Origin of the sequence: Streptomyces sp. NBC_01016, from assembly GCF_026341035.1 — a bacterium.
Classification (GTDB): domain Bacteria; phylum Actinomycetota; class Actinomycetes; order Streptomycetales; family Streptomycetaceae; genus Streptomyces.
This window is the reverse complement of the sequence record NZ_JAPEOQ010000002.1, coordinates 366570-390708: the sequence shown is the minus strand read 5'-3', so window position 1 is coordinate 390708 and position 24139 is coordinate 366570. Positions and strand designations below refer to the sequence as shown.

The 24139-nt window shown below is 71.7% G+C and carries 23 protein-coding genes and 1 pseudogene; 8 read left to right on the top strand and 16 right to left on the bottom strand.

The features are described from left to right. Nucleotides 1-35: 35 nt before the first annotated feature. Both OG746_RS28470 and OG746_RS28465 read left to right on the top strand, forming a co-directional pair. Complete coding sequence (locus OG746_RS28470; protein ID WP_266719809.1) at nucleotides 36-1121, top strand: M4 family metallopeptidase; 1086 nt, start codon at nucleotides 36-38, stop codon at nucleotides 1119-1121. A 26-nt stretch (nucleotides 1122-1147) separates the two neighbouring features. After that, nucleotides 1148-1414, top strand: a complete 267-nt coding sequence (locus OG746_RS28465) for a protealysin inhibitor emfourin (protein ID WP_266719808.1) — start codon at nucleotides 1148-1150, stop codon at nucleotides 1412-1414. A 78-nt stretch (nucleotides 1415-1492) separates the two neighbouring features. Here OG746_RS28465 and OG746_RS28460 read toward each other — a convergent pair whose 3' ends face one another. Beyond that, nucleotides 1493-2347: an NAD-dependent epimerase/dehydratase family protein gene (locus OG746_RS28460; RefSeq protein ID WP_266725484.1), complete on the bottom strand. Its 855-nt coding sequence runs from the start codon at nucleotides 2345-2347 to the stop codon at nucleotides 1493-1495. Between the two features lie 139 nt (nucleotides 2348-2486). Here OG746_RS28460 and OG746_RS28455 point away from each other — a divergent pair, with 139 nt between their 5' ends. Continuing rightward, the gene (locus OG746_RS28455; protein ID WP_266719807.1) at nucleotides 2487-3323 is read left to right on the top strand and encodes a helix-turn-helix transcriptional regulator; all 837 of its coding nucleotides are present in this window, start codon (nucleotides 2487-2489) and stop codon (nucleotides 3321-3323) included. A gap of 15 nt (nucleotides 3324-3338) precedes the next feature. Here the strand turns inward: OG746_RS28455 and era are convergent, their stop codons facing one another. Beyond that, nucleotides 3339-4307, bottom strand: a complete 969-nt coding sequence (era, locus tag OG746_RS28450; RefSeq protein WP_266719806.1) for a GTPase Era — start codon at nucleotides 4305-4307, stop codon at nucleotides 3339-3341. Nucleotides 4308-4427: 120 nt separating this feature from the next. On the opposite strand from era, the gene OG746_RS28445 reads away from it, so the two are divergent. Continuing rightward, nucleotides 4428-5729, top strand: coding sequence for an ammonium transporter (locus OG746_RS28445; protein WP_266719805.1), 1302 nt, complete (start codon nucleotides 4428-4430; stop codon nucleotides 5727-5729). Next, nucleotides 5726-6064 carry a P-II family nitrogen regulator gene (locus OG746_RS28440; protein ID WP_266719804.1) on the top strand — a complete coding sequence of 113 codons (339 nt, stop codon included), beginning with the start codon at nucleotides 5726-5728 and terminating at the stop codon, nucleotides 6062-6064. Before OG746_RS28445 ends, OG746_RS28440 begins: the two co-directional genes overlap by 4 nt. A 180-nt stretch (nucleotides 6065-6244) precedes the next feature. On the opposite strand, the pseudogene OG746_RS28435 reads toward OG746_RS28440, so the two are convergent. From OG746_RS28435 to OG746_RS28425, 3 genes and pseudogenes are all read right to left on the bottom strand, one after another. Beyond that, nucleotides 6245-6574 (bottom strand): annotated as a pseudogene (locus OG746_RS28435) (transglycosylase family protein); the annotation flags it as partial. Nucleotides 6575-6927: 353 nt separating this feature from the next. Continuing rightward, nucleotides 6928-7281 carry a cytidine deaminase-like protein gene (locus OG746_RS28430; protein WP_266719803.1) on the bottom strand — a complete coding sequence of 118 codons (354 nt, stop codon included), beginning with the start codon at nucleotides 7279-7281 and terminating at the stop codon, nucleotides 6928-6930. Between the two features lie 28 nt (nucleotides 7282-7309). Continuing rightward, complete coding sequence (locus OG746_RS28425) at nucleotides 7310-8131, bottom strand: helix-turn-helix transcriptional regulator (protein WP_266725483.1); 822 nt, start codon at nucleotides 8129-8131, stop codon at nucleotides 7310-7312. A gap of 145 nt (nucleotides 8132-8276) precedes the next feature. On the opposite strand from OG746_RS28425, the gene OG746_RS28420 reads away from it, so the two are divergent. Continuing rightward, nucleotides 8277-9701 carry an MFS transporter gene (locus OG746_RS28420; protein WP_266719801.1) on the top strand — a complete coding sequence of 475 codons (1425 nt, stop codon included), beginning with the start codon at nucleotides 8277-8279 and terminating at the stop codon, nucleotides 9699-9701. Nucleotides 9702-9739: 38 nt separating this feature from the next. Here the strand turns inward: OG746_RS28420 and OG746_RS28415 are convergent, their stop codons facing one another. The 6 genes from OG746_RS28415 to OG746_RS28390 form a co-directional block, all read right to left on the bottom strand. After that, nucleotides 9740-10105 (bottom strand): MmcQ/YjbR family DNA-binding protein, encoded by a 366-nt coding sequence (locus tag OG746_RS28415; RefSeq protein ID WP_266719799.1) that lies wholly within the window; start codon nucleotides 10103-10105, stop codon nucleotides 9740-9742. Then, nucleotides 10102-11394: a hemolysin family protein gene (locus OG746_RS28410; RefSeq protein WP_266719797.1), complete on the bottom strand. Its 1293-nt coding sequence runs from the start codon at nucleotides 11392-11394 to the stop codon at nucleotides 10102-10104. The genes OG746_RS28415 and OG746_RS28410 overlap by 4 nt, the downstream gene beginning before the upstream one ends. After that, nucleotides 11391-11888 (bottom strand): rRNA maturation RNase YbeY, encoded by a 498-nt coding sequence (ybeY, locus tag OG746_RS28405; RefSeq protein ID WP_266719795.1) that lies wholly within the window; start codon nucleotides 11886-11888, stop codon nucleotides 11391-11393. Before ybeY ends, OG746_RS28410 begins: the two co-directional genes overlap by 4 nt. A 12-nt stretch (nucleotides 11889-11900) precedes the next feature. Next, on the bottom strand, nucleotides 11901-12935 hold the full coding sequence (locus tag OG746_RS28400; protein ID WP_266719793.1) for a PhoH family protein: 1035 nt from the start codon (nucleotides 12933-12935) through the stop codon (nucleotides 11901-11903). 146 nt (nucleotides 12936-13081) lie between these two features. Then, nucleotides 13082-13831 (bottom strand): GNAT family N-acetyltransferase, encoded by a 750-nt coding sequence (locus tag OG746_RS28395; RefSeq protein WP_266719791.1) that lies wholly within the window; start codon nucleotides 13829-13831, stop codon nucleotides 13082-13084. 259 nt (nucleotides 13832-14090) lie between these two features. Next, nucleotides 14091-15233 carry a carbohydrate kinase family protein gene (locus tag OG746_RS28390; protein ID WP_266719789.1) on the bottom strand — a complete coding sequence of 381 codons (1143 nt, stop codon included), beginning with the start codon at nucleotides 15231-15233 and terminating at the stop codon, nucleotides 14091-14093. A 107-nt stretch (nucleotides 15234-15340) separates the two neighbouring features. Between OG746_RS28390 and OG746_RS28385 the strand changes: the two genes are divergently transcribed. Next, a complete protein-coding gene (locus OG746_RS28385; RefSeq protein ID WP_266719787.1) occupies nucleotides 15341-16159 on the top strand; it encodes an IclR family transcriptional regulator in 819 nt (272 codons plus the stop codon). 279 nt (nucleotides 16160-16438) lie between these two features. Continuing rightward, a complete protein-coding gene (locus OG746_RS28380) occupies nucleotides 16439-17821 on the top strand; it encodes an MFS transporter (protein WP_266719785.1) in 1383 nt (460 codons plus the stop codon). On the opposite strand, the gene OG746_RS28375 is transcribed toward OG746_RS28380, so the two are convergent. From OG746_RS28375 to OG746_RS28355, 5 genes are all read right to left on the bottom strand, one after another. Beyond that, nucleotides 17773-18804, bottom strand: coding sequence for an adenosine deaminase (locus OG746_RS28375; RefSeq protein ID WP_266719783.1), 1032 nt, complete (start codon nucleotides 18802-18804; stop codon nucleotides 17773-17775). The two genes, OG746_RS28380 and OG746_RS28375, sit on opposite strands and share 49 nt — an antisense overlap. A gap of 33 nt (nucleotides 18805-18837) precedes the next feature. Continuing rightward, entirely contained in the window at nucleotides 18838-19746 is a 909-nt protein-coding gene (locus OG746_RS28370; RefSeq protein ID WP_266719781.1) for a ribonuclease Z, read from the bottom strand. A gap of 22 nt (nucleotides 19747-19768) precedes the next feature. Further along, nucleotides 19769-20122 (bottom strand): histidine triad nucleotide-binding protein, encoded by a 354-nt coding sequence (locus tag OG746_RS28365; protein WP_266725482.1) that lies wholly within the window; start codon nucleotides 20120-20122, stop codon nucleotides 19769-19771. Between the two features lie 202 nt (nucleotides 20123-20324). Continuing rightward, entirely contained in the window at nucleotides 20325-23555 is a 3231-nt protein-coding gene (locus OG746_RS28360) for a S41 family peptidase (protein ID WP_266719779.1), read from the bottom strand. Between the two features lie 45 nt (nucleotides 23556-23600). Continuing rightward, nucleotides 23601-24137, bottom strand: coding sequence for a hypothetical protein (locus OG746_RS28355; RefSeq protein ID WP_266719777.1), 537 nt, complete (start codon nucleotides 24135-24137; stop codon nucleotides 23601-23603). Between the last annotated feature and the right edge of the window lie 2 nt (nucleotides 24138-24139).

Sequence of the window (24139 nt, the reverse complement as noted above, 5' to 3'; positions counted from 1 at the left end):
TGACAGCGGCATCACCCGGTGCCAGATTGCCTCGCATGACCGCAAATCCAACGGGGAACCCACAGGGGTTCGAGCCCGTGTTCTGCACCATCGTGCCGCCCCACATCCTCGACAAGGCAGCTCAGGCCGAGGACTCCGCGATCGCCGCCAAGGCCCGCCGCTCCCTCGAGCGCGACGGCTTCGAGCGCACGCGGCGCCGGCTGACGACCGTCATCGGCGCGCCCTCCGTCGCCCCGCCCGCGGGCCTCGACGGTCAGAAGCCGCACCGCACCATCTACGACGCCCGGCACCACACGGAGCTGCCGGGGCGGAAGGTGCGCGGCGAGGGGGACAAGCCGGGCAAGGACGCGACCGTCAACCGCGCGTACGCGGGGCTCGGCGCGACGTTCGAGCTGTTCCTGGAGAAGTTCTCCCGGCACTCGATCGACGGCAACGGTCTGCCGTTGAACGCGACGGTGCACTACTCCGAGGAGTACAACAACGCGTTCTGGAACGGCGAGCAGATGGTGTTCGGCGACGGTGACGGCGAGATCTTCCTCGACTTCACCATCCCCGTCGACGTCATCGGCCACGAGCTGACCCACGGCGTCACGCAGTACACGGCGAACCTGACGTACTTCGGTCAGCCGGGCGCGCTCAACGAGTCGATGTCCGACGTCTTCGGCTCCCTCATCAAGCAGTACACGCTGGGCCAGTCCGCCTCCGAGGCCGACTGGCTGATCGGCGCCGGCCTGCTGGCGCCGCGCGTCACGGGCGTCGCCCTGCGCTCCATGAAGGCCCCGGGGACCGCCTATGACGACGATGTCCTCGGCAAGGACCCGCAGCCCGCCGACATGGACCACTTCGTGAAGACGGGCCGTGACAACGGCGGCGTGCACATCAACTCCGGCATCCCCAACCACGCGTTCTACATCCTGGCCGAGGCGCTCGGCGGGAACGCGTGGGAGCGGGCGGGCCAGATCTGGTACGACACCCTCACCGGCGGCGAGCTCGCGCAGGACTGCCTCTTCGTCGACTTCGCCAAGGCGACGGTGAAGGCCGCGAAGTCCCGTTACAACGAGGGCGAGGAGTACCAGTCGGTGCTCAAGGCCTGGGAACAGGTCGGCGTTCCTACCCAGTAGGCGCCAGTAGGAGTAGACAGGGACCCATGCGTATTCACGTCTCACGCACGGGCGGATTCGCCGGCATCGACCGGCACGCCGAGGTGAACACGGCGGGCCGGTCCGATGCCCACGAGTGGCACGCCCTGGCCGAGAAGGCGGTGTCCTCCGGCCGGGCCACGCCCCCCATCGGCGTACCCGACGGCTTCAGCTACACGATCACGGTCGACGACACGACCGTGTACTGCGCCGACCCCCACCTCTCGGAGGAACAACGCAGGCTGATCTCACGGGTGTTGAAGGAGGGCGCCTGAGTTCGGCCGATTAAAGCCCCTGCGGCGATTGAGCAGCGGGGTCCGGGGCAGAGCCCCGAGTCCGCAACCCCGGTCCGGCTAAAGCACACCCGCGTCCCGGGCCGCCCACACCGACGGAAACACCGGCCGATACCCCAGCTCGTGCCGGAGGCGATCCGTGGACATCACCGAGTGCCACGGATCCGGCGCCACCTTCTCGTACGCCTCCGCCGGCACCGGAACCCCACCGATCCCCAGGATGTCGACCGTCGTCACCGGCGCGTCGTCCGCGATGTTGTACACCCCGTCCGCCCCGGCCGCGTACAACAACCTCCGCAGCCCCTGCGCCACATCCACGTGATGCCCCATGTGCAACCTCTGCATCGCCGGCCAGGCAACCGCCCACTCCAGCACATTGTCGAGATGCGGATCCCCGTCCCCGTACACGAAGGGCAGCCGCGCGATCCGCAGGTCGTCGAGCCCGTCGAGGCCCCGCAGCGCCCGCTCCGCCTCCCACTTGGACTCGGGATACGCACCCCACTGGATCCCGCCCGGCACCGTCTCGTCCGACTCCACGAGCGGCCGCCCCCGACCGGCCCCGTACACGAGCCCCGTGCTGACCTGCACGAACCTCCGCACGCCCGAGGCCACCGCGGCGCGGCCCAGCTCGATCGCCGCGTCCCGGTTGACCGCCCGCGCCTCCTCGTCCGGCACCCCGCGGAACGCCGCCGCGACGTTCACCACGGAGTCCACCCCGCTCGTCGCCTTGCCCAGCACCTCGGCGTCGCGCAGATCGCCGACCACCACCTCCGCGCCCAGCTCGGCGAACCGCTCCCCGCGGGCTTCGTCCCGTACGAGCACCCGTACCCGGTCCCCCTTCGGCGCGCCCGCCAGCAGTCGGGGCACGAAGCGCCGCCCGACCTGTCCCGTCGCACCCGTCACCAGTGTCAGCATGGCCGCCTCCTCGATGTCGTAGCCATTGCCCGAAGCCTGGGAGATCCGGGCGCCCGGCGGGAGAGACGCGTTCATCCAGGGACCGGTACTCCCTGGATACGAGCTGGATACGGCGGCCGACCCGCGCGATCCTGAATACGTGAACCGCCCCGAACTCGCCGACTTCCTGCGCCGCTCCCGCACCCGCCTGTCCCCGCCCGACGTAGGGCTGACAGCGGGTCCGCGCCGCCGCACCCCGGGCCTGCGCCGCGAGGAGGTGGCGCAGCTCGCCGGGATGTCCACGGACTACTACACGCGGCTCGAACAGCGCCGTGGCTCGCACCCATCGCGGCAGATGCTCACCGCTCTCGCCCGCGCGCTGCGCCTGTCCGACGTCGAGCGGGACCACCTGTTCCATCTGGCGGGCGAGGAGCCGCCGCGGCCCGGGGTCTCGTCGGAGCACGTCAGTCCGGGCCTGCTGCTGATCCTGGACCGGCTGTACGACCTGCCGGCGTCGGTGATGAGCGACTGGGGCACGGTGCTCGCGCAGAACCCGATGTCGGTGGCGCTCACCGGGGAGCACGTCGGGGAGAACATGGTGCGCCGCTGGTTCGTGGAGCCGGACTGCCGGGCCCTGTTCCCGCCGGAGGCGCACGAGCCGCACGCCCGCGCCCATGTGGCGGGTCTGCGCGCGGTCACCGCGGCCCGCCCCGACGACCCGGGTCCGGCCGCGCTCGTGACCGAGCTGCGCGCCGGTTCGAGGGAGTTCGAGTCGATGTGGCGCAGGCACGACGTCGTGGTGAACCGGCCGTCACCGAAGCGCTTCGTGCACCCCGTGGTCGGCGTCCTCGACCTCGACTGCGAGGTGCTGACCGGCAACGGCCACGGCCAGCAGCTCGTCGTGCACTCGGCGCGGCCGGGCACGGAGACGTACGAGCGCCTGGAACTGCTGCGGGTGATCGGCCTCCAGGACCTGACACCGAGCGACCCCGCCTAGCCGGGCCGCCGGGGGTCAGAACCCGAGCTTGCGCAGCTGCCGCGGGTCCCGCTGCCAGTCCTTGGCGACCTTGACGTGCAGGTCCAGGTAGACCGGCGTGCCGAGGAGTGCCTCGATCTGCTTGCGGGACTTGATGCCGACGTCCTTGAGGCGCTTGCCCTTCGGGCCGATGATGATGCCCTTCTGGCTGGGCCGCTCGATGTAGACGAACGCGTGGATGTCGAGGAGCGGCTTGTCCTTGGGCCGGTCCTCGCGCGGCAGCATCTCCTCCACCACGACGGCGATGGAGTGCGGCAGCTCGTCCCGTACGCCCTCGAGCGCGGCCTCGCGGATCAGCTCCGCGACCATGACCTGCTCGGGCTCGTCCGTGAGGTCGCCCTCGGGGTAGAGCATCGGCCCTTCGGGCAGCATCGGGATCAGCAGATCGGCGAGCAGGTCCACCTGCGACTCGCCGACGGCCGACACCGGCACGATCTCCGCCCACTCGATGCCCAGCTCCCGGCCCAGCTGGTCGATGGCGATGAGCTGCTCGGCGAGGGTCTTGCTGTCGACGAGGTCCGTCTTGGTGACGATGGCGACCTTCGGCGTCTTCTTGATCGACGCGAGTTCCTTGGCGATGAACTTGTCACCGGGGCCGAGCTTCTGGTCGGCGGGCAGGCAGAAGCCGATCACGTCGACCTCGGCCCACGTGGTGCGCACCACGTCGTTGAGCCGCTCGCCCAGCAACGTACGCGGCTTGTGCAGGCCGGGGGTGTCCACCAGGATCAGCTGCGCGTCCTCGCGGTGCACGATGCCGCGCACGGTGTGCCGCGTGGTCTGCGGCTGGTCGGCGGTGATCGCCACCTTCTTGCCGACCAGAGCGTTCGTGAGGGTGGACTTGCCCGCGTTGGGGCGGCCGACGAAGCAGGCGAAGCCGGCGCGGTGCACGGGCTCCGAGGAATTCGACGACTGGGACGGCTGGGTACGAGCGCTCATGGCGCCCATTGTCCCCGATGGCGGGGGTGCCGCAGCACAGTGAGGCCCCGGTAACCACCCGGCAACAAGAAACACGGCGGAAACCCGTACGTGCGGTTCCGGAAACGCGGACCCATGACGCTGATCGGCATGCCTGCCTCGACCGTGCCCCTCGCCGCCCCCGCACTCGATACCGGCGACACCGCCTGGCTGCTCGCCGCCACCGCCCTCGTGCTGCTCATGACGCCGGGACTCGCGCTCTTCTACGGCGGCATGGTCCGCACGAAGAGCGTCCTCAACATGCTGATGATGAGCTTCGTGTCGATCGCGCTCGTGACGGTGGTGTGGCTGGTCGCGGGCTACTCGCTCGCCTTCGGCGACGACGCCTTCGCGGGCCTGATCGGCGGCCTGGAGCACGCGGGCATGGTGGGCATCGGACCGTCCGACGTCACCGGCACGGTCCCGACCTTCCTCTTCACGACCTTCCAGCTGACCTTCGCGATCCTCACCACGGCGCTGATCAGCGGGGCGGTCGCGGACCGTACGAAATTCGGGGCGTGGCTGGTCTTCGTACCCGTCTGGGCACTGCTCGTATACGTTCCCGTGGCGCACTGGGTGTGGGGCCCCGGAGGGTGGATCGCGAACCACCTCGGAGCCCTCGATTTCGCGGGCGGACTCGTCGTGGAGATCGCCTCGGGCGCGTCGGGTCTGGCCCTCTGCCTCGTCCTCGGCCCGCGCATCGGCTTCAAGAAGGACGCGATGCGCCCGCACAACCTGCCGATGGTGGTCATGGGCGCGGGCCTGCTGTGGTTCGGCTGGCTGGGCTTCAACGGCGGCTCGGCGCTCGGCGCGAACGGCGTCGCCGCGGCCTCCCTCTTCAACACCCTGATCGCGGGCTGCACGGGGCTGCTGGGCTGGCTGTTCGTGGAGCAGCGGCGGGACGGGCACCCGACGACGTTCGGCGCGGCCTCGGGCGCGGTCGCCGGTCTGGTCGCGATCACCCCGGCCTGCGGGGTCGTCGGCGTACCGGGCGCGGCCGTCGTCGGGCTCGTGGCCGGTGTCGTCTGCTCGTACGCGGTCGCCTGGAAGCTGCGCTTCCACTACGACGACTCCCTCGACGTCGTCGGCGTGCACTTCATCGGCGGTGTGGTGGGCACGCTCCTCATCGGCCTGTTCGCGACGTCCGCGATGACGGGCTCGGCGGCGAAGGTGGGCCTGCTGTACGGCGGCGGGTTCGGCCAGCTCGGCAAGCAACTGCTCGCGGTGCTGGTGGTCGCGGCCTACACCTTCCTCGTCACGTACGGGATCGGGAAGGCCATCGACAAGCTGATGGGCTTCCGGGCCGGGGCCGACGAGGAGATGACCGGACTCGACCAGACGGCGCACGCGGAGAGTGCGTACGATCACGGCGTCCTGAGCGCCTCTCCCGTTGCCCGAAAGGTCGCGCCATGAAGTTGATCACCGCGGTCGTGAAGCCCTTCCGCCTCGACGAGGTCAAGACCGCGCTCCAGGAGCTGGGCATCATGGGCCTGACCGTGACCGAGGCGAGCGGCTACGGCCGTCAGCGCGGGCACACGGAGGTGTACCGGGGTGCCGAGTACCAGGTCGACCTGGTCCCGAAGGTACGGGTCGAGGTCGTCGTCGAGGACGCGGACCTCGAACCCGCGATGGACGCGATCGTGCGGGCCGCACGGACCGGGAAGATCGGCGACGGCAAGGTCTGGGCGGTCCCGGTCGAAACGGTCGTCCGCGTCCGCACCGGCGAGCACGGCCCGGACGCGATCTGACGTCCTTTGCCCGACCGGCACATTCAAGCGCGGGCCCGGAAATCTAGCCCCTGCGGCGATTGAGCAGCGGGGTCCGGGGCAGGGCCCCGATCTTTCCAGCCCCGCCGGCGTTTGAGGCGCGGGGCCCGGGGCAAAGCCCCGAGACCGCAACGCCGGTACGGCTTAAAGGCCCGCCTTCGCGCCGCAGACCGGCCACGCCCCCGGCCCCTGTTCGGCCAGAACCTTGTTGGCGACAGCCATCTGCTCCGACGGCGTCGCCTGATGGGCAGAGGCGGCGTACTGCGTACCCCCATACGCGGCCCACGTGGACGACGTGAACTGCAGCCCACCCGAGAACCCGTTCCCCGTGTTCGCGGCCCAGTTCCCACTGGCCTCGCACCGGGCAACGGACTGCCACTGGGACGCCGACGCCCCGGTGGCCGCCGAAGCGCTGCCGGTGCCCGCGAGCACCATCACCCCACTGGCCCCGGCCAGAACGGCGGCCGTGCCAAGACGACGAGTACGGGACATACGGGCGGCGGAGGGACGACGAAGCACGGCGGAGAACACGAAGCAGAACCTTTGTTTGGGGACGTGGTAGGTCGCCCGGTGCGGCGGCCGGTCGGTCGGCTGCCGCAGCGGGCGACCACTCCACCGTGAGCCACGCCGAGCCCCCGACCCATGGGCCGCCCGACCCACCGCGCCACCCTTCGGTCCCGCCCCGGGGTCCCGTCCCGCCGGGACCTGCGCCCCGGGTCATTGGTCCCGCCGCCCGCTCCCCGGGCCCCCGCGCCCGCACGCACGACGCCCGCCGCACCGGGCCGTCGGGCCCGGGTGAGCGGCGGGCGTGAGGGTGCTCACAAAGCCGTTGCGCGCAAGGGGGTTCAGCCCGCCCGCAGCGCCTCCTTCACCGCACCGTCGCCCCCGGCGAGGAACACCGGCGTACCGGCCCCGCCCAGGTCACGTACGGCCGCGAGGTCCTCGGCCGGAAGCTCGTCGGACGCGGAGACGACGGCCGCCGCCTCCAGGGACTGCGCCCCGGACGCCACCGCCATGGCGACGGCCGTCTGCAGCGCGCTCAGCTTCAGGGAGTCGAGGGCGACGGTGCCCGCGACGTAGGTGCGCCCCGTCTCGTCACGCACGGCCGCCCCCTCGGGCACACCGTTGCGGGCACGCGTGGAGCGGGCCAGGGTGACGATCTTGCGGTCCTCGGGGCCGAGGTCGGTGCTCTCAGTCATGAGGTGAGCATAAGGAAGTGGGTCGGGTTCACCCTGCGACGGGGTACATCGCCCCACGCCGCCCCTCCGGCGACGCCAGCCACTCCAGCTTCGCCGCGGTGTCCGCCTCGGCCATCGGGGTGTGCAGCACGACGGTGAGGTCCGGCCGCGCGGGGATCTTCATGGCGGTCGACTCCATGACCAGCAGCCCGGCCACGGGATGCGTGAGCTCCTTGCGGACCTGCCCCTGCGGCTTGATGTCGCGGCGCTCCCACAGCTCCACGAACTCCGGGCTCACCTCCTTGAGTTCGGCGACGACCTCCTGGAAGCCCTCGTCGTCGGGGCACTCGGAGCAGGCGGCACGGAACTGGGCGACGACCGTCGCCGCGTTCTGCTCCCAGCTCTCGCTGCGGGCGCGGTAGAGGGAGTCGGTGAAGAAGTCGATGACGCAGTTCTGCCGGTTCTCCGGGCGCATCGCGAGGACGATCGCCGCCGCGTCGTTGTACATCACGCAGTTGTAGTACGCGTCCATGATGTGCGCCGGGAACGGCATCCAGGCGTCGATGAGCCGCTGCAGCCCGTCGCACATCTGCTGGTCGCCCGGATCCACCTCGTACGCGGGCGGGTTGAGCCCCGCGAGCACGTACAGGTGGCGCCGCTCCGCACTCGTCAGCTTCAGGACGCGGGCCACGGCGTCGAGCACCTGCGGCGACACCGAGATGTCCCGGCCCTGCTCCAGCCACTGGTACCAGGAGGCGCCTACCCCGGCGAGCACGGCGACTTCTTCGCGGCGCAGGCCTGGCGTACGGCGCCGGGCGCCGCCGTCGGGCAGGCCCGCCTCGGTGGGCGAGACCCGCGCCCGCCGGCTCATCAGGAACTCCCGCAACTCGCTGAGCCGGTGCTTCTTGAGCGCTGCGCTCTCGGCCACGTACGACTCCCCCGGTTGTCTGGTGGTGCGACCACCAGCATAAGTTCCCACTCTCCACGGTTATTCCGGTCGTAGAAAGCTCTTGGCCATGGCGATCGACACCGCAACCTCCACCGAGACCTCCACGGCTCCCCTGTCCCAACGACCCGCCGCGCCCCGCCTGTCGGGCCGCGACAAGCTCGTCCTCTTCGTCCTGTGCGCCGCCCAGTTCATGGTGGCGCTCGACTTCTCCGTGCTGAACGTGGCGCTGCCGGTGCTCGGTCCCGACCTCGGTATGAGCACGTCCGCGCTGCAGTGGGCGGTGACCGCCTTCGCCCTGCCGTCCGGTGGCTTCCTGCTCCTCTTCGGGCGGATCGGCGACCTGTACGGGCGGCGCCGGATCTTCCTGTCAGGGCTCGCCCTGTTCGGCGCGGCCTCGCTGCTCGCGACGTTCGCCTGGGACCCGGCGTCCTTCCTCGCGGGCCGCGCGCTGCAAGGCATGGGCGCGGCGGCGATCGTGCCGACCGGGATGTCGCTGCTGACCACGACGTTCCCTGAGGGCCCGCAGCGCGACAAGGCGCTCGGCATCTCCGGCACGCTGATGTCCCTCGGTTTCACCGTCGGCATGGTGGCCGGCGGAGTCCTCACCGACGCGCTCGGCTGGCGCTCCACGATGGGCCTGCTGACCCTGTTCGCCGTGCTCGTGCTGCCGCTCGCACCCGGACTGCTGCCCGAGTCCCGCACCCCGGACCGCCCGCGCCTGGACATCCCCGGCGCCGTCACGGTCACGGGCGGCCTGCTCGCCCTGATCTACGCGCTGTCCACGGCGGCGGAGGTCGGCTTCGGCCGCGCCGACGTGCTCGTCACGCTGGTGGCCGGTCTCGCCCTGCTCACCGCCTTCGTCTCCATCGAGTCCCGCAGCGCCCAGCCGCTGGTGTCGCTGCCGATGCTGCGCCGCCGCACCATCGCGTGGGGCAATCTGGGCGGCCTGGTCACCTTCTCGATGATGTCGACGATCGTCTTCGTGCTGACCCTCTACCTCCAGGAGGTCCTGCACCTGTCGGCCTTCGAGACCGGCCTCGTCTTCGGCGTCCAGGGCGTCCTGTCGGTGGTCGCGGGGGCGTACACGCCGAAGGTCGTCGGCCGCTTCGGCGCCCGCCGCACCCTCATCGGCTCGCTCGTCGGACAGGGCGTGCTCATCGCCTCGCTCCTGGGGATCGGCACCGACGGCGCCTCGGTCTGGCTCGCGACCGCCGGAGTCTCGCTGGCCAGCGCCTTCCACCTGGGCGCGATCATCTCGTACGGCCTCACGGTCACCTCGGGCGTACCGAACGAGGAGCAGGGCCTGGCCACGGGCCTGGTCACCTCGACCCAGCAGATCGGCATCACGGTCGGCATCCCGCTGCTCGGCGTCCTCGCGACGACGTCCACGGACCTGCTGACCGGTGCGCACACGGTGATCACGCTCGCCGCGGCGATCACCCTGGTGGCGGCGGCGCTGGTGGCGCTGGGCCTGCGGTCGAAGAGGGTCTAGACCCGGCCGAGGAAGGCCTAGGGCCCTCCTGGCGGGTGCTAGGCCCGGTCGAGCCGGAGCCGCTCCGCCTTCGGCAGGCCCGCCACCACCAGGTCGTACGAGTCCTCGATGAGCTCCCGGACCAGCCGGTCCGGGAGCTCGTCGGGGCTTTCGACGGTCACCGTGTTCCAGTGCCGCTTGTTCATGTGCCAGCCGGGCACGATGAGGCCCTCGTACTCACCGCGGAGCCGCACCGCGTCCTCGGGGGCGCACTTGAGGTTCACGGTCAGCGGGCTCGCGTCGAGGAACGACAGGGCGAACATCTTGCCCAGCACCTTGAACACGGAGATCTCCGGACTGAACGGGAAGTCCTCCACCGCCGCGTTGAACGACAGGCAGAACGCGCGCAGCTCCTTCGGGGTCATCCGGCGCCCTCCTCCTGGCCACCGACGGGCTCCGAGAGCACGGTCACGATCTTGTTCCGGCGGCCCGCCGCGGCCTCCGCGGTCAGCCGCAGCGCCCGCCCGTCGGGCAGGGTGACCAGGGACGAGGCCCCGGCGATCGGGACCCGGCCGAGCGCCTTGGCCAGCAGCCCGCCCACCGTCTCCACGTCCTCGTCGTCGAACTCCTCGATGCCGTACAGCTCACCGAGGTCGCCGATGTCGAGGCGGGACGTCACCCGGAACCGCTCGTCGCCGAGCTCCTCCACGGAGGACACCTCGCGGTCGTACTCGTCGGTGATCTCGCCGACGATCTCCTCGAGGATGTCCTCGATCGTGACGATGCCGGCCGTGCCGCCGTACTCGTCGATCACGACGGCGACGTGCGTGCGCAGCTGCTGCATCTCGCGCAGCAGATCGCCCGCGTTCTTGGTGTCGGGCACGAAGGTCGCGGGCCGCATGGCGGTCGACACCAGCTCGGTCTCGGCGTCCCGGTTGATGTGCGTCTTGCGCGAAAGGTCCTTCAGGTACACGACACCCACGACGTCGTCCTCGCTCTCGCCGACCACGGGGATCCGCGAGAAACCGGACCGCAGGGCGAGGGTGAGGGCCTGCCGGATGGTCTTGTACCGCTCGATGACGACGAGGTCGGTGCGCGGCACCATGACCTCCCGCACGAGGGTGTCGCCCAGCTCGAAGACGGAGTGCACCATGCGGCGCTCCTCGTCCTCGATGAGGGACTCCTTCTCGGCGAGGTCGACCAGGGCCCGCAGCTCGGCCTCGGAGGCGAAGGGGCCGCGCCGGAAGCCCTTGCCGGGGGTGAGCGCGTTACCGATGAGGATCAGCAGCGGCGGGATCGGACCCATGATCCGAGCCAGCGGCAGCAGCACGTACGCGGCCGCGGTCGCGGTGTTCAGCGGGTGCTGGCGGCCGATGGTGCGCGGCGAGACGCCCACGGCCACGTACGACACCAGCACCATCACGCCGATGGCGACGAGCAGCGCCTGCCACGTCTCCTGGAACTCCTCCAGGCACGCGTACGTGACGAGCGAGGCGGCCGCCATCTCGCAGGCGACGCGCACCAGGAGCGCCACGTTCAGATAGCGCGTCGGGTCGGCGGCCACCTGGGAGAGCTTGGCGCTGCCGCGCCGCCCGGACCGAACGGCCTCCTCGGCACGGAAGCTCGACACCCGCGCGAGGCCGGCCTCCGCGCAGGCGGCGAGCCAGGCGATCACGACCAGCGCGACGGCCCCGGCGATCAGCGAAAAGCTCATGACACGGTCGGCGCCGGCGACGGCCCCGTCAGTCCCTTCTCCGCACGCCAGCCGTCCACGATGCCCGCCTGGAGACCGAACATCTCGGCCTTCTCGTCGGCCTCCTCGTGGTCGTACCCGAGCAGGTGCAGCACCCCGTGCACGGTGAGGAGCTGGAGCTCCTCGTTCATGGAGTGCTGCGTGGGCGCGTCCTCACCCTGCTGCTTGGCGACCTCCGGGCACAGCACGATGTCGCCGAGCAGGCCCTGCGGGGCCTCGTCCTCGTCCTTCATCGGCGGCCGCAGCTCGTCCATCGGGAACGACATGACATCCGTCGGCCCCGGCAGGTCCATCCACTGCACGTGCAGCTGCTCCATGGCGTCGCCGTCGACGACGATCACCGAGAGCTCCGACAGCGGGTGGATCCGCATCCGGGCGAGTGCGTAGCGGGCGATGTCGAGGATCGCCTGCTCGTCGACCTCGGTTCCGGACTCGTTGTTGACGTCGATCGACATGGCGCTGTTGGACTACTTTCCTTGGTTCCCTCTGGGACGGCCCTTGTGAGTGCCGTTCTCCGTACCGTGCTCGGTGTCGTACTTCTCGTACGCGTCGACGATACGGCCGACGAGCTTGTGCCTCACCACGTCCTGGGACGTGAGCCGGGAGAAGTTCACGTCCTCGACGTCCGTCAGGATGTCCTGCACCTGCTTGAGCCCGCTCTTCGTGCCGCCCGGCAGGTCGACCTGCGTCACGTCACCCGTGATCACGATCTTCGAGTCGAAGCCGAGCCGGGTCAGGAACATCTTCATCTGCTCGGGCGTCGTGTTCTGCGCCTCGTCGAGGATGATGAAGGCCGAGTTGATGGTGCGGCCGCGCATGTAGGCCAGCGGCGCCACCTCGATCGTCCCCGCCGCCATCAGACGCGGGATCGAGTCCGGGTCGAGCATGTCGTGCAGCGCGTCGTACAGGGGGCGCAGGTACGGGTCGATCTTCTCGTACAGCGTTCCCGGAAGGAATCCGAGCCGCTCGCCCGCCTCCACCGCAGGACGGGTCAGGATGATCCGGTCGACCTGCTTGGCCTGCAGGGCCTGGACCGCCTTGGCCATCGCCAGGTACGTCTTGCCGGTGCCGGCCGGGCCGATGCCGAAGACGATCGTGTTCTTGTCGATCGCGTCGACGTACCGCTTCTGGTTCAGCGTCTTCGGCCGGATCGTGCGGCCCCGCGACGACAGGATGTTCTGCGTGAGCACCTCGGCGGGCGTCTCCTGCCCGTTGCTCCCGCCGGCCTTCAGCATGGCGATGGAACGCTCCACGGCGTCCTCGGTCATCGGTGCCCCTGTCCTCAGTACCAGCATCATCTCGTCGAACAGGCGCTGGATGAGGGCGACTTCCCCCGACTCCCCGGTCGCGCTGATCTCATTGCCCCGGACGTGGATGTCGGCCTCCGGGAAGGCCTTCTCGATCACTCGCAGCAGCGCGTCCCCCGACCCGAGCACCTCGACCATGGGGTGCTTCGGCGGAACGGTGAACTGTGCGCGGGCGCTGGATGGTGTCTGCGTCATGAGCCGGGCCTGTGGCCCTTGCGTCCTCCCCGTACGGGACTTTCTGCGGTGTTGTCCTGCACCGCCAAGGGTACGGCGCGGGTACGACAACGCCGAGCGGGTTTCGGATACGGCCGGGAGCCCGTCGGGCCCCCGGCCGTATTACGTCAGTCCTCCAGGCGGGCGTAGCGGCGGGTGCCGCGCGGGCGGAAGCCGACGCGCTCGTACACGCGGCGTGAGTCGTGCCCGCCGTACTCCAGCCACACCGACGCGGCGCCGCGCTCGTGCAGCAGCACGCGGGCCAGTTCGGCGGTGACGGCGCCGGCGATGCCCCGGCCCCGGTGGTCGGGGCGGGTGCCGACGCCGGCCAGTTCGGCGGTGCCCGCGGCGGGGGCGCTGCACAGGGCGCCGCCGGCGACGGTGCCGTCGTCGGCCCGCACGAAGCGGACGGCGCCGCCGTTCTCCTCGGTGCGCCGCAGCCGCGCGGCCCCTTCGGGCGACGAGGCGAACTCCCCGCTGAACGCCTCGGCGAGCGTCGCGTCGAGCGCGAGGTAGTCGCCGTCGTCGGCCGGGGCCTCGACGGTGGGGTGCGCGGGTACGACGAGCGTCTGCGCCGTGCACACCAGGTACGTGTGCTCGGCCTCGGCCGTGAACCCGGCGGCGTCGAGCGCGGCCGCGGCCTCCGGAGCGGCGCCCGGCGCGAACTCCAGGCGCGGGGTGAGCCCCCGCTCCCGGAACGCGGCGATGAGCGCGCGCACATCGGCGGCGGTGGGCTCGGCACCCGGCACCGGCGTCGCGTAATTGACGTACGGGCTGGTGGTGGCCGGATCGAACCCGAGCACGAACCCGGCCGTCTCGACCGGCTCCGGACGGCGGCGCAGGTGGGCGACGGTGAAGCTCTGGACGTCGATGTCCATGGTGATGGTGGTGTCCTCACGTGAAAGAAGCGCACAGCTGACAGGTGACGTGTGTGCGTGGGGCCGCCGTGAGGAGTGAGTCCGCGAACCGGGGTACGGCGCGAACTCAGTACGGACGACGGCCGCTGCGGGTCGCCGAGATCATGGGCTTCAGTCCCTGAGGTCCGAGAAGTGGTGGGCCGCCGGACGGCAGCGGCAGCCAATCTCGCACGCCTGCCACCGCCCCGACAAGACATTTACGCCCGGGCCCTTCCAGGCGCTACGCCGACCGTCCGAAGCCGATCGTCGGGACCGCTCGGCGCAAGGGCCACGATCGGGACGTGTCCGGGAGGAGGGGGGACATGAAGGCGTAGCGGTCCAGGGCGCAGCGGCTCTGGTGGTCGTTGGAGCGGACCTCCTTCCACCAGGCCGCGATCTCCGACCAGCCCGGCGCCGACAGGGAGCCGCCGAACTCCTGGACCGAGAGGGCCGCCGTGAGGCCGGCGAAGGCGAGGCGGTCGGCGAGCGGCCAGCCCGCCAGGGTGCCGGTGACGAAGCCGGCGACGAAGACGTCCCCGGCCCCGGTCGGGTCGAGGGCCTCGACCTCGATGGCCGGGACGGACGCCGTCTCGCCGGTGCGTCCGTCCACCGCGTACGCGCCCTCCGCGCCGAGCGTCACCACGGCCACCGGCACATGCTCGGTCAGCGCGTGCGCCGCTTCCCGCGGACAGGACGTGCAGGTGTAGCGCATCGCCTCCTGCGCGTTCGGCAGGAACGCCTCGCAGTGCCGCAGGCCGGGCAGCGCCGCCAGGTCCCAGCGGCCGGTCTCGTCCCAGCCCACGTCGGCGAAGATCTGCGTACCGGAGCGCGCGGCCGTCGCGACCCACGGCTCCTCGGCGCCGGGGACGAGCGAGGCGACGGCGGCCCTGGCGTGCGGCGGACAGTCCGGCGCAAAAGGAAAGGCGGCCCGGAGGGCCTCGGTTGAGGGCGGTGGTGGGAGACGGGAGGGATCGACGGGCGGTGGCTCGTGCCCGTGGCTCACCATCGTGCGTTCGCCCTCGTACGCCATGGACACGGTGACGGGCGAGTGCCAGCCCGGCACGGTGCGCGCGTAGCTGAGGTCGATGCCCTCGCCGCGTTCGAGGGCGTCCCAGCAGTACTCGCCGTAGTGGTCGTCGCCGAAGGCCGCGGCGAGCGAGGTGCGCAGGCCGAGTCGCGCGAGCGCCGTCGCCATGTTCGCGATCCCGCCGGGGCTCGACCCCATGCCGCGCGCCCACGACTCCGTCCCCCGCACGGGCGCGCTGTCGAGGCCGGTGAAGATGATGTCGAGGAAGACCGTGCCGGTGAGATAGACGTCGTAGGGCGGGTCGGCCGTCGTACGCAGCGCCGCGAGGGGGTCCGTTCTGGGTCGGTTGGAGGTCACGTCGCGCTCCCTGCATCGGTACGGATTCGGACAGTGTGCACGACCGGTTCGCGTACCACGGGGGACGACATCAACCTGTCACGAAGCGGCCGGATTACGATCGGCGCATGGCAGAGAGCAGGGCCGGGCAGCGGCAGGACACCGAGCCGCAGCGCGGCGTGCGCGAGGTGAAGTCGGCTGCCCGCACCGTCGATCTGCTCGACGTGCTCGCCTCCCGCGGCGACCGGCCCGCCCGCCTCCAGGAGCTCGCCGACGAACTCGTGGTGCCGCGCAGCTCCATGTACGCGCTGCTCCAGACGCTCATCGCGCGCGGCTGGGTGCGCACGGACGTGACGGGCTCGCTGTACGGCATCGGCATCCGCGCCCTGCTGACCGGCACCAGCTACCTGGACACCGATCCGTACGTGCGCTCCGTGCGCCCGTTCCTCGACGAGGCGTCGGAGGCGCTCGGCGAGACGATCCACCTGGGGCGGCTCGACGGCTTCGACGTGGCGTACCTGGCAACCCGCGAGTCGCATGAATACTTGCGCACGATCAGCCGCGTGGGCCGCCGACTGCCCGCGCACATCGGCGCGCTGGGCAAGGCGCTGCTCGCCGAGCGCCCGGACGACGAGCTGCCGCCGGGCCCGTACGAGCAGTCCACCAGGCGCACGCACGCCACACGCGAGGCGCTCGCCGCCGATCTCGCCGCGATCCGCGAGCGCGGCCACTCGGTCGACCGCGAGGAGGGCGTCGACGGCATCGTCGGCTTCGGCTTCGCGCTGCGCTACGCGGACCCGGCGCACGACGCCATCAGCTGCTCGGTGCCGGTGGTCCGGCTGACGCCGGAGCACGAGGAGCGGATCGTGGCGGTCATGCGCGAGACCCGCGCGAAGGTCGAGGCGACGGCCCACCGGGGGACCTCCGGCGTCCCCGACTGGCGCTGAGCGGCACCACCGACAGGCCCCGGCCGCACCCCTCCACATCGCGCCCCACCGCGCAAAAATCGCCACTCCTGCCCGGCCGAACCACCCCCAAACCAAATGTGTCACGCGTCACACGGCCCCGGCTTTCGTGCACCCCCCATGGACTTGATACAAATTGGCCGCGCCCCCGTCCCCGGTTCGGTCCCGTTCGCAAAGACGTCGCGCTCCCAACTCCCCTGCCTTAGCACCCCCTTGCCCAAAACAGCGTCCAAGGCAAGAGGCCCGTCCTCAGGAACGCCCGTGTCCCGCCGCCCCGCCCGGCCCGCGCTCATCGCCCTCTTCACGGCCGGCTATCTCGCCGCCTATCTCCTGCCCACCATCGTCGGCAGAGTCGCCGACAGCCTGCGGCTCTCTCCCACCCAGGCCGGTCTCATCGGCAGTGCGCTGCTGCTGAGTTCGGCCGCCGCGGGCCTCACGCTCGCGGCCCGCGTCGAACGGGTCGGCGCCCGCCGCGCCGCCCGGACCGGACTGCTCCTCGCCGTCGTCGGATACGGCACCGCCGCCCTCGCCACCACCACCCCGATACTCGTCGCGGGTGCGATGGTCGGCGGCTTCGGCTCGGGTACGGCGACGGCCGTCGCGGCCACCGGGATCGCCGCGCAGAAGGACCCGCACCGCGCCTCCACGCTCGGCCTGCTGAGCGTCTCCGCGCTCGCGTGCGCCCTCTACCTGACCATTCCGCGGATCAGCGAGGGCAGCTTCCTGCCGTTCGCGGCGCTCGCCGCCGCCGCGCTCGCCGTGTGGCCCGCCACGCGCGGCCTCGCGGACCCTGCCACCCCGGACAACTGCGCGGCCCCTGCCCCCAACTCACCGCTCCCCCACGCCCGTTCGGGCCTGCTGCTCGCGGTGACCCTGGTGTGCTGGTCGATGGCGCAGAACGCGCTCTGGGGTGTCAGCAGCCGCATCGGCACCGAACAGGCGGGCCTGTCCGAGGTCGCGGTCGGCTCGGTCTTCGCGGTGGCGCTCGGCGTCGGGCTGCTCGGCGTGATCGGCGCGGGCGCGGTCGGCGTCCGCCTGGGCCGCGCGCTGCCCATCGGCGCGGGCACGGCGGCGATCGCCTGCTGCGTCCTGCTCAGCGCCCGCGCGGACGGCCTCGCGTCCTTCGCCTCGGGCGAGATCGCCTGGAACACCCTCTACCCGGTGGTCCTGTCGTACGTCCTCGGCCTCGCCGCCTCGCTCGACCCGCGCGGCCGCTGGGCGGTCCTCATCGGCTCGGCGTCCTCGCTCGGCACGGCCCTCGGCCCGCTGGCCGGCAGCCTCCTGGCCCAGTCGGTGGGCTTCCCCGTGATGGGCGCGGCGCTCGCCGTCGCGCTGCTGCTGCTCGCGGTGCCGCTGACCGCGGTGACCCTGCACACCGGTGGCCGCCCGCTGTTCGCGGGAGCGGCAAGGCGCCACAGCGGTGCCCCGGTCGGCGCGATCGTGCCGCCGTCGGGTGTGCTGGAGCAGCCGGTCGAGCTGTTCGACATCGAGGTGCCCACGGTCGAGGCGCCCGCGTTCACGACGTTCACCGCGGTGGGCCCCGACGGCGTGGAGCCGGAGCCCCAGCCGTCGGTGCAGGACCTCCGGCCGTCGGTTCAGCCGGAGATGTCGTCCAGCTCGTACGCCTCGACCTCGGCGATGTAGCGCGCCCGACGCGCCTCGTCCTCCGCGCTGCCGTCGAGGAACGACGCCACGAACGAGTTGCGGGCCAGTTCCCGCACTCGGTCGTGGTCGAGGGCGAGCGCCTCGTGGACGGCGTGGAAGGTGTCGCCGACGTAGCCGCCGAAGTAGGACGGGTCGTCGGAGTTGACCGTGCACAGCAGGCCCGCGTCCATCATCTTGGCCAGCGGGTGGTCCTCCAGCATGTCGATGGTGCGCAGCCGCACGTTCGACAGCGGGCACAGCGTGAGCGGGATCCGGTCCCGTACGAGGCGGTTCACCAGTTCCGGGTCCTCCAGGGACCGCAGCCCGTGGTCGACGCGCTCGACGCCGAGGATGTCCAGGGCCTCCCACACGTACGACGGGTCGCCCTCCTCGCCCGCGTGCGCGACCTTGCGCAGGCCGAGTCCGCCCGCGGCCTCGTACACGTCACGGAACTTGGACGCGGGGTTGCCGACCTCTGCGGAGTCGAGCCCGACGCCGACGATGCGGTCCAGGTACGGCTTCGCCGCCTCCAGGGTCTCCATCGCCGACTCGGCGGACTGGTCGCGCAGGAAGCAGAGGATCAGCTTGGTGGAGATCCCGTGCCGCTCCTCGCTGCGCGCGAGCGCCCGGTGCAGCCCCTCGACGACGGTGCCCATCTCCACGCCCCGCGCCGCGTGCGCCTGCGGGTCGAAGAAGATCTCGGCGTGCCGCACGCCCTGCTCGGCGGCGCGCGCGAGATAGGCGTCTGCGAGCGCCTCGAAGTCGTCCTCGGTGACGAGGACGGCCATCAGCGAGTAGTAGAGATCGAGGAAGGACTGCAGGTCGGCGAAGAGATACGCCTTCCGCAGTTCCTCGGTTTCGGCGTACGGCAGCGTGATGCCGTTGCGCCGGGCGAGTTCGAAGGCGAGCTCGGGTTCGAGGGTGCCTTCGATGTGCAGGTGAAGCTCTGCTTTGGGGATGCGTGCGAGTGGTGCGAGGGACATCCGACCATCGTACGCAGGGCCGGATGCCTTGGCTCAGCGACGCTTCGGTACGGGGACGCGGTCCAGGTCGCGGGCGACCGTCAGCTCCCCGTCGAACCCGGTGGCGCGGGCCTGCCGCGCGAACTCCGCCGGGTCGGTGTAGCGCTGACTGAAGTGGGTGAGGACGAGGTGCCGCACACCGGCGTCACGCGCGACGCGGGCGGCCTGCCCGGCAGTCAAGTGCCCGTGATCGCCGGCGAGTTGATGATCCTCGTCGAGAAAGGTCGACTCGATGACGAGCAGGTCGCAGCCCTCGGCGAGCGCCTCCACGCCCTCGCACAGCCGGGTGTCCATCACGAACGCGACGCGCTGCCCGCGCCGCACCTCGCTCACCTCGTCGAGCGTGACGCCCCGCAGGGCGCCCTCCTTCTGCAACCGCCCGACGTCGGGCCCCTTGATGCCGTGCGCGGCGAGCCGCTCGGGCAGCATGCGGCGCCCGTCGGGCTCGACGAGGCGGTAGCCGTACGCCTCGACGGGATGCGAAAGGCGACGGGCTTCGAGGCGGTACGCGGGGGTGTCCGCGAGCACCGCGCCCTCCCCGGCCACCGGCTCCTCCGCGATGTCGACGGTCTCCCGGTACGCGGTGGAGTACCGCAGCCGGTCGAAGAACCGCTGCCCGGACGCCGGGTAGTGCGCGGTCACGGGGTGCGGCACCCGGTCGAGGTTGATCCGCTGGATGACGCCCGCGAGGCCGAGGGAGTGGTCGCCGTGGAAGTGCGTGACGCAGATCCGATTGAGGTCGTGCGCGGCCACGCCGGCGCGCAGCATCTGCCGCTGGGTGCCCTCGCCGGGATCGAAGAGGATGCCCTCGCTGTCCCAGCGGAGCAGGTAGCCGTTGTGATTGCGCTGCCGGGTCGGCACCTGGCTGGCGGTGCCGAGCACGACGAATTCCCTTACGGACATGGGGCGTTGGACCTTGTCGCCGCTATCCGGGGGGCCACTGCAGGCCGCGGCCGCCGAGGACGTGGGCGTGCGCGTGGAAGACGGTCTGGCCCGCGCCGCTGCCGGTGTTGAACACGATCCGGTAGCTGTCCAGCTTCTCTTCCTTGGCGACCTCGCCGGCCTCGCGCAGCACGTCCGCGGCGATGGCCGGTTCGGCGGCGGCGAGGGAGGCGGCGTCGGTGTAGTGAAGCCGCGGGATGACCAGGACGTGGGTGGGCGCCTGGGGGTTGATGTCCCGGAACGCGACGGTGGACTCCGTCTCGCGGACCAGTGTGGCGGGGACGTCCCCCGCGACAATCTTGCAGAACAGGCAGTCGGCCTGCGGTTCCCCGGCCATTTCGGTCCCCTCGGTGCTGGTGTGTGGGTACGTCGGCATCGTATCGATCACCCCCGCCGTGGTGGACGCCACGGGGCTCCGCCCCACATCAAGCCCTGCTCTTGGACGAGAGCCAGCGGGGTCCGGGGCGGAGCCCCGATCTTTCAAGCCCCTGCGGCGATTGAGCAGCGGGGTCCGGGGCGGAGCCCCGTGGGCGTAACCACTACTCCCCCGAAACCCGCGGCAGCGTGGGCGCGGCCTTGGCCGGGTTCTCGACCAGCGCGGCCAGCGCGATGCGGATCGCCTCGTCCAACTGCGGGTCACGGCCCGCCGCCGCGTCCTGGGGAGCCATCACCACCTCCACGTCAGGGTCCACCCCGTGGTTCTCCAGACCCCACCCGTAACCCTCCATCCACGTCGCATACTTCGGCTGCGTGACCAACGTCCCGTCGACGAGCCGGTACCGGCTGTCGATGCCGATGACGCCGCCCCAGGTACGTACACCCACGACGGGCCCGATACCGAGCGCCTTGATCGCCGCGTTGACGATGTCGCCGTCCGAGCCGGAGAACTCGTTGGCCACCGCCACGACAGGACCGCGCGGCGCGTCCATCGGATACGTGAAGGGGCGACTGCCCCGCGGCACGTCCCAGCCCACGACGCGCCGCGCCAACTTCTCCACGACGAGCTGCGACGTGTGCCCGCCCCGGTTCTCCCGGACGTCCACGACAAGCCCCTCCCGCGCCACCTCCACGCTCAGGTCCCGGTGGATCTGGGCCCAGCCCGGCGCCTGCATGTCCGGGACGTGGAGGTAGCCGAGCCGCCCACCCGACTGCTCATGGACGTACGCCCGCCGGTCCACGACCCACGCGTGGTACCGCAGCGGTTCCTCGTCGTCGAGCGGCACGACGATCACGTGCCGCGGATCGCCGCCACCGGCCGGCGAGACCGTCAGCTCGACCGGCTTGTCGGCGGTGCCGACCAGCAGCGGCGCGGGCCCGGTCACCGGATCGACCGGCCGCCCGCCCACCGCCACGATCGCGTCCCCGGCGCGCACCGCGACACCGGGCGCGGTGAGCGGGGAACGGGCGCGCGGGTCGGACGTCTCGGAGGGCAGCACCCGGTCGACGACCCAACTGCCGTCCTCATGACGGGAGATGTCGGCGCCGAGCAGCCCCTGTCGGCGCGCGGAGGTCCACCGCCCGCCCCTCGGGATCACATACGCGTGCGAGGTCCCGAGCTCACCCTGCACCTCCCACAGCAGGTCGACGAGGTCGTCGTGCGTGGCGAGCCGGTCGAGCACCGGCCGGTACCGCTCCAACACCCCGTCCCAGTCCACCCCGTTCATGTCGGCGCGCCAGAAGTTGTCCCGCATGAGGCGCCCGGCCTCGTCGTACATCTGCCGCCACTCGGCCGCCGGGTCGACGATCTGGCTGACCCGGGACAGGTCGACGGTGATGTTCGTGTCGCTGTCGTCGTCGTGCGCGGGACGCCGGTCGCTGGGGACCACCTTCAGGACCTCGCCGGTCCACAGCAGCACCCGCTTGCCGTCGCCCGTGACCTCGAAGTGGTCGGCGTCGGCGCCGATCTCCTCGATGCGCTGCTGGGCCAGGTCGTAGCGCTCCAGGCGGTTCTTGGGCTCCGGCGCGTCGAGACCGGCCCGGGAGTCGCCGAGCACGCCGCGCACCGGGTGCCGCAGCCACAGCACGCCGTCCTTGGCCGTGCGCAGCCTGGAGTAGCGCGCGGCTTCCACCGGGAACGGCACGATGCGGTCGAGCAGGCCCTCCAGGTCGACCCGGGTCGCGGGCGCGCCCTCGCTGTCGGGCGTCTCGTCCTTGTCGGGGGTGTCGAAGGCCCGGCCGTGCCGCTGCGGCCCGAACGGGGACGGGGTCGTCGCGGCCAGCGTGATCAGGTGCGGCCGCGAGCCGCTGACGAACGCGAGGTCGAAGGCGTGCTCGTCGTAGACCGGGTCGAAGGAGCGCGCCGACAGGAACGCCAGGTGCTTGCCGTCGAGCGTGAACGCGGGCGCGTAGTCCCGGAAGCGCAGCGGGGTCGCCTCGCTGACGGACAGGTCGGTGGCGTTGGCGAGCTTGAGCTGGCGCAGGTCGTGCGGGCCGGGGTGCGACCAGGCGAGCCACGCCGAGTCCGGGGAGAACGCGAGCCCCGTGGCGTTCCCGTCCTCGCTGCGGTCCACCTCCCGTACGTCGCCGCTGTCCCGCTCGACGAGCAGTACCCGGCCGTCGTGCGAGGCGACGGCGACCCGGCCGCCGTCCGGCGCCACCGTCAGGGCGAGCACCCGGCCGAGCCGGCCCGCCCCGAGCCTGCGCGGCGTGGCGCCCGGCGCGGCCCCGGTGGCGGGCGCGAACTCCAGGGCGTCGTCGCCCTCGGCGTCCGTCACCCACACGACGTGTTCCTCGCCGTCCACGCGGAAGGTGTGCGGGAGCCGGGCGCGTACGCCCGGTTCGGCGGCGAGCGCGCGGGCGGGGCCCGCACGGTGGGTCACCCAGTGCACGGCGCCGCGTACGTTCACGGCGCTGCCGCGACCGGTGTGGTCGGGGGACGCGGCGCCGAACCAGTTCGCGGCGTCGACGGGCCGCGGCTGCAGATCGACGCGCTGGCCGCCGAGGCGGATGTCGAGCCGGCGCGCCTCCACGCCCTCGTCGAGCCCCTCGACGGCCCACAGTTCACCGGCGCTCGCGTAGACGACCCGCTCGCCGTCGGTGGCGGCGTGCCGCGCGTAGAAGCCGTCAAGGCCGCTGTGCCGCCGCAGTTCGGTCCCGTCGGAGAGGGAGGAGTAGAGCGCGCCGACGCCCTCGTGGTCGGAGAGGAACGCGACCCGGTCCCCCACCCACATGGGGCACTCGATGTTCCCGTCGAGCTCGGCGTGCAGCCGTACGAAGTCCCCTGCCCCGCCCTCGCCCGCGGCAGCCCGGTCGATCCACAACTTGCCCGCCGTGCCGCCCCGGTACCGCTTCCACCACGCGGCCTCCCGCCCCATCGGCGCGGACAGCAGCAGCACCTGGGACCCGGGCCCGAACGCGACGCCGCCCACGGGCCCGTACGGCAGGGTCTCGGCGGGTCCGCCGTCCAGCGGAACGGCCCGCGCCCAGCTGCGGCGCAGCGAGGCCTGGCCGTGCGTGGTGGTGGCGAGGACCCGCCCGTCGGACGTCCAGCCGCGCACACTGGTCGTCCAACTCCCCCAGTGCGTCAGGCGCTTGGCGGGCCCGCCGGCCACCGGGGCGATGTGCACCTCCGGCGCTCCGTCGCGGCGCGAGGTCCAGGCGACCGTCTCGCCGTCCGGGGAGAGCCGGGGGTTGCCGACGGGCATGTTGTCGGCGCTGACCCGCCAGGCGCGGCCGCCGTCGAGGGGCGCGGCCCACACGTCGTCCTCGGCGGTGAAGACCACCAACTCGCCGTGCAGGTGCGGGAACCGGAGGTACGCAGGAGTCGTCACCCGGCCCAGCCTAAATTTGGCCGCCGCCCACGTCAGCCCGTCTGATCACTTGCCCTGGAAAGTCGGCGGGGGCGCCGTCACGGTGACGGTCTCGGTGATCGTGCCCGTGGCACCCGGTTGCGGCTCCTGCGGCTTCGGGTCCTCCGAGGGCGCCGGCTGCTGCGAATCCTGCGGTGGCGAAGTGCTGTCGCTCGCCGCGCAGTTGCCGAGCACGCCGACGCTGAACCACACCTTGTTGTCGATACGCCCGATGACCTTCCCGCGCACGCACTTACCGGAGACGACCCCGTACACCCACCCCTCCACGGTGATGTCCTTGCCGTCCTTGGTCTTCCCCCGGCACTCGACCTTCACCTCGCCCGACGTGGCGCTACCGGACGGAGAGCTGCTGCTGAACGTGCCGTTGCAGCTGAGCCAGGCGACATTGGCGTTCTGCCGGTTCAGCTCGTCGGTGGCCGTCTGATCGGTGGTGATCGCGACCGTGGACACATTGAGGTCGCCCTCGATCGGCTGACACGCGACGCCCGTGGCGACGACGGCAGCAACGAGGACAAGCCCGCTGAACCCTCTCGATCCCCGCATGC

Coding starts and splice junctions, on each gene's coding strand:
- OG746_RS28440 (WP_266719804.1), top strand. CDS start 5,726: ATGAAGTTGATCACCGCGGTCGTGAAGCCCTTCCGCCTCGACGAGGTC.
- OG746_RS28465 (WP_266719808.1), top strand. CDS start 1,148: ATGCGTATTCACGTCTCACGCACGGGCGGATTCGCCGGCATCGACCGG.
- OG746_RS28395 (WP_266719791.1), bottom strand. CDS start 13,831: ATGGACATCGACGTCCAGAGCTTCACCGTCGCCCACCTGCGCCGCCGT.
- OG746_RS28385 (WP_266719787.1), top strand. CDS start 15,341: ATGGCAGAGAGCAGGGCCGGGCAGCGGCAGGACACCGAGCCGCAGCGC.
- OG746_RS28460 (WP_266725484.1), bottom strand. CDS start 2,347: ATGCTGACACTGGTGACGGGTGCGACGGGACAGGTCGGGCGGCGCTTC.
- OG746_RS28415 (WP_266719799.1), bottom strand. CDS start 10,105: ATGACCCCGAAGGAGCTGCGCGCGTTCTGCCTGTCGTTCAACGCGGCG.
- OG746_RS28410 (WP_266719797.1), bottom strand. CDS start 11,394: ATGAGCTTTTCGCTGATCGCCGGGGCCGTCGCGCTGGTCGTGATCGCC.
- OG746_RS28470 (WP_266719809.1), top strand. CDS start 36: ATGACCGCAAATCCAACGGGGAACCCACAGGGGTTCGAGCCCGTGTTC.
- ybeY (WP_266719795.1), bottom strand. CDS start 11,888: ATGTCGATCGACGTCAACAACGAGTCCGGAACCGAGGTCGACGAGCAG.
- OG746_RS28370 (WP_266719781.1), bottom strand. CDS start 19,746: ATGTCCGTAAGGGAATTCGTCGTGCTCGGCACCGCCAGCCAGGTGCCG.
- OG746_RS28400 (WP_266719793.1), bottom strand. CDS start 12,935: ATGACGCAGACACCATCCAGCGCCCGCGCACAGTTCACCGTTCCGCCG.
- OG746_RS28425 (WP_266725483.1), bottom strand. CDS start 8,131: ATGAGCCGGCGGGCGCGGGTCTCGCCCACCGAGGCGGGCCTGCCCGAC.
- OG746_RS28365 (WP_266725482.1), bottom strand. CDS start 20,122: ATGGCCGGGGAACCGCAGGCCGACTGCCTGTTCTGCAAGATTGTCGCG.
- OG746_RS28355 (WP_266719777.1), bottom strand. CDS start 24,137: ATGCGGGGATCGAGAGGGTTCAGCGGGCTTGTCCTCGTTGCTGCCGTC.
- OG746_RS28430 (WP_266719803.1), bottom strand. CDS start 7,281: ATGACTGAGAGCACCGACCTCGGCCCCGAGGACCGCAAGATCGTCACC.
- OG746_RS28375 (WP_266719783.1), bottom strand. CDS start 18,804: ATGTCCCTCGCACCACTCGCACGCATCCCCAAAGCAGAGCTTCACCTG.
- OG746_RS28445 (WP_266719805.1), top strand. CDS start 4,428: ATGCCTGCCTCGACCGTGCCCCTCGCCGCCCCCGCACTCGATACCGGC.
- OG746_RS28420 (WP_266719801.1), top strand. CDS start 8,277: ATGGCGATCGACACCGCAACCTCCACCGAGACCTCCACGGCTCCCCTG.
- era (WP_266719806.1), bottom strand. CDS start 4,307: ATGGGCGCCATGAGCGCTCGTACCCAGCCGTCCCAGTCGTCGAATTCC.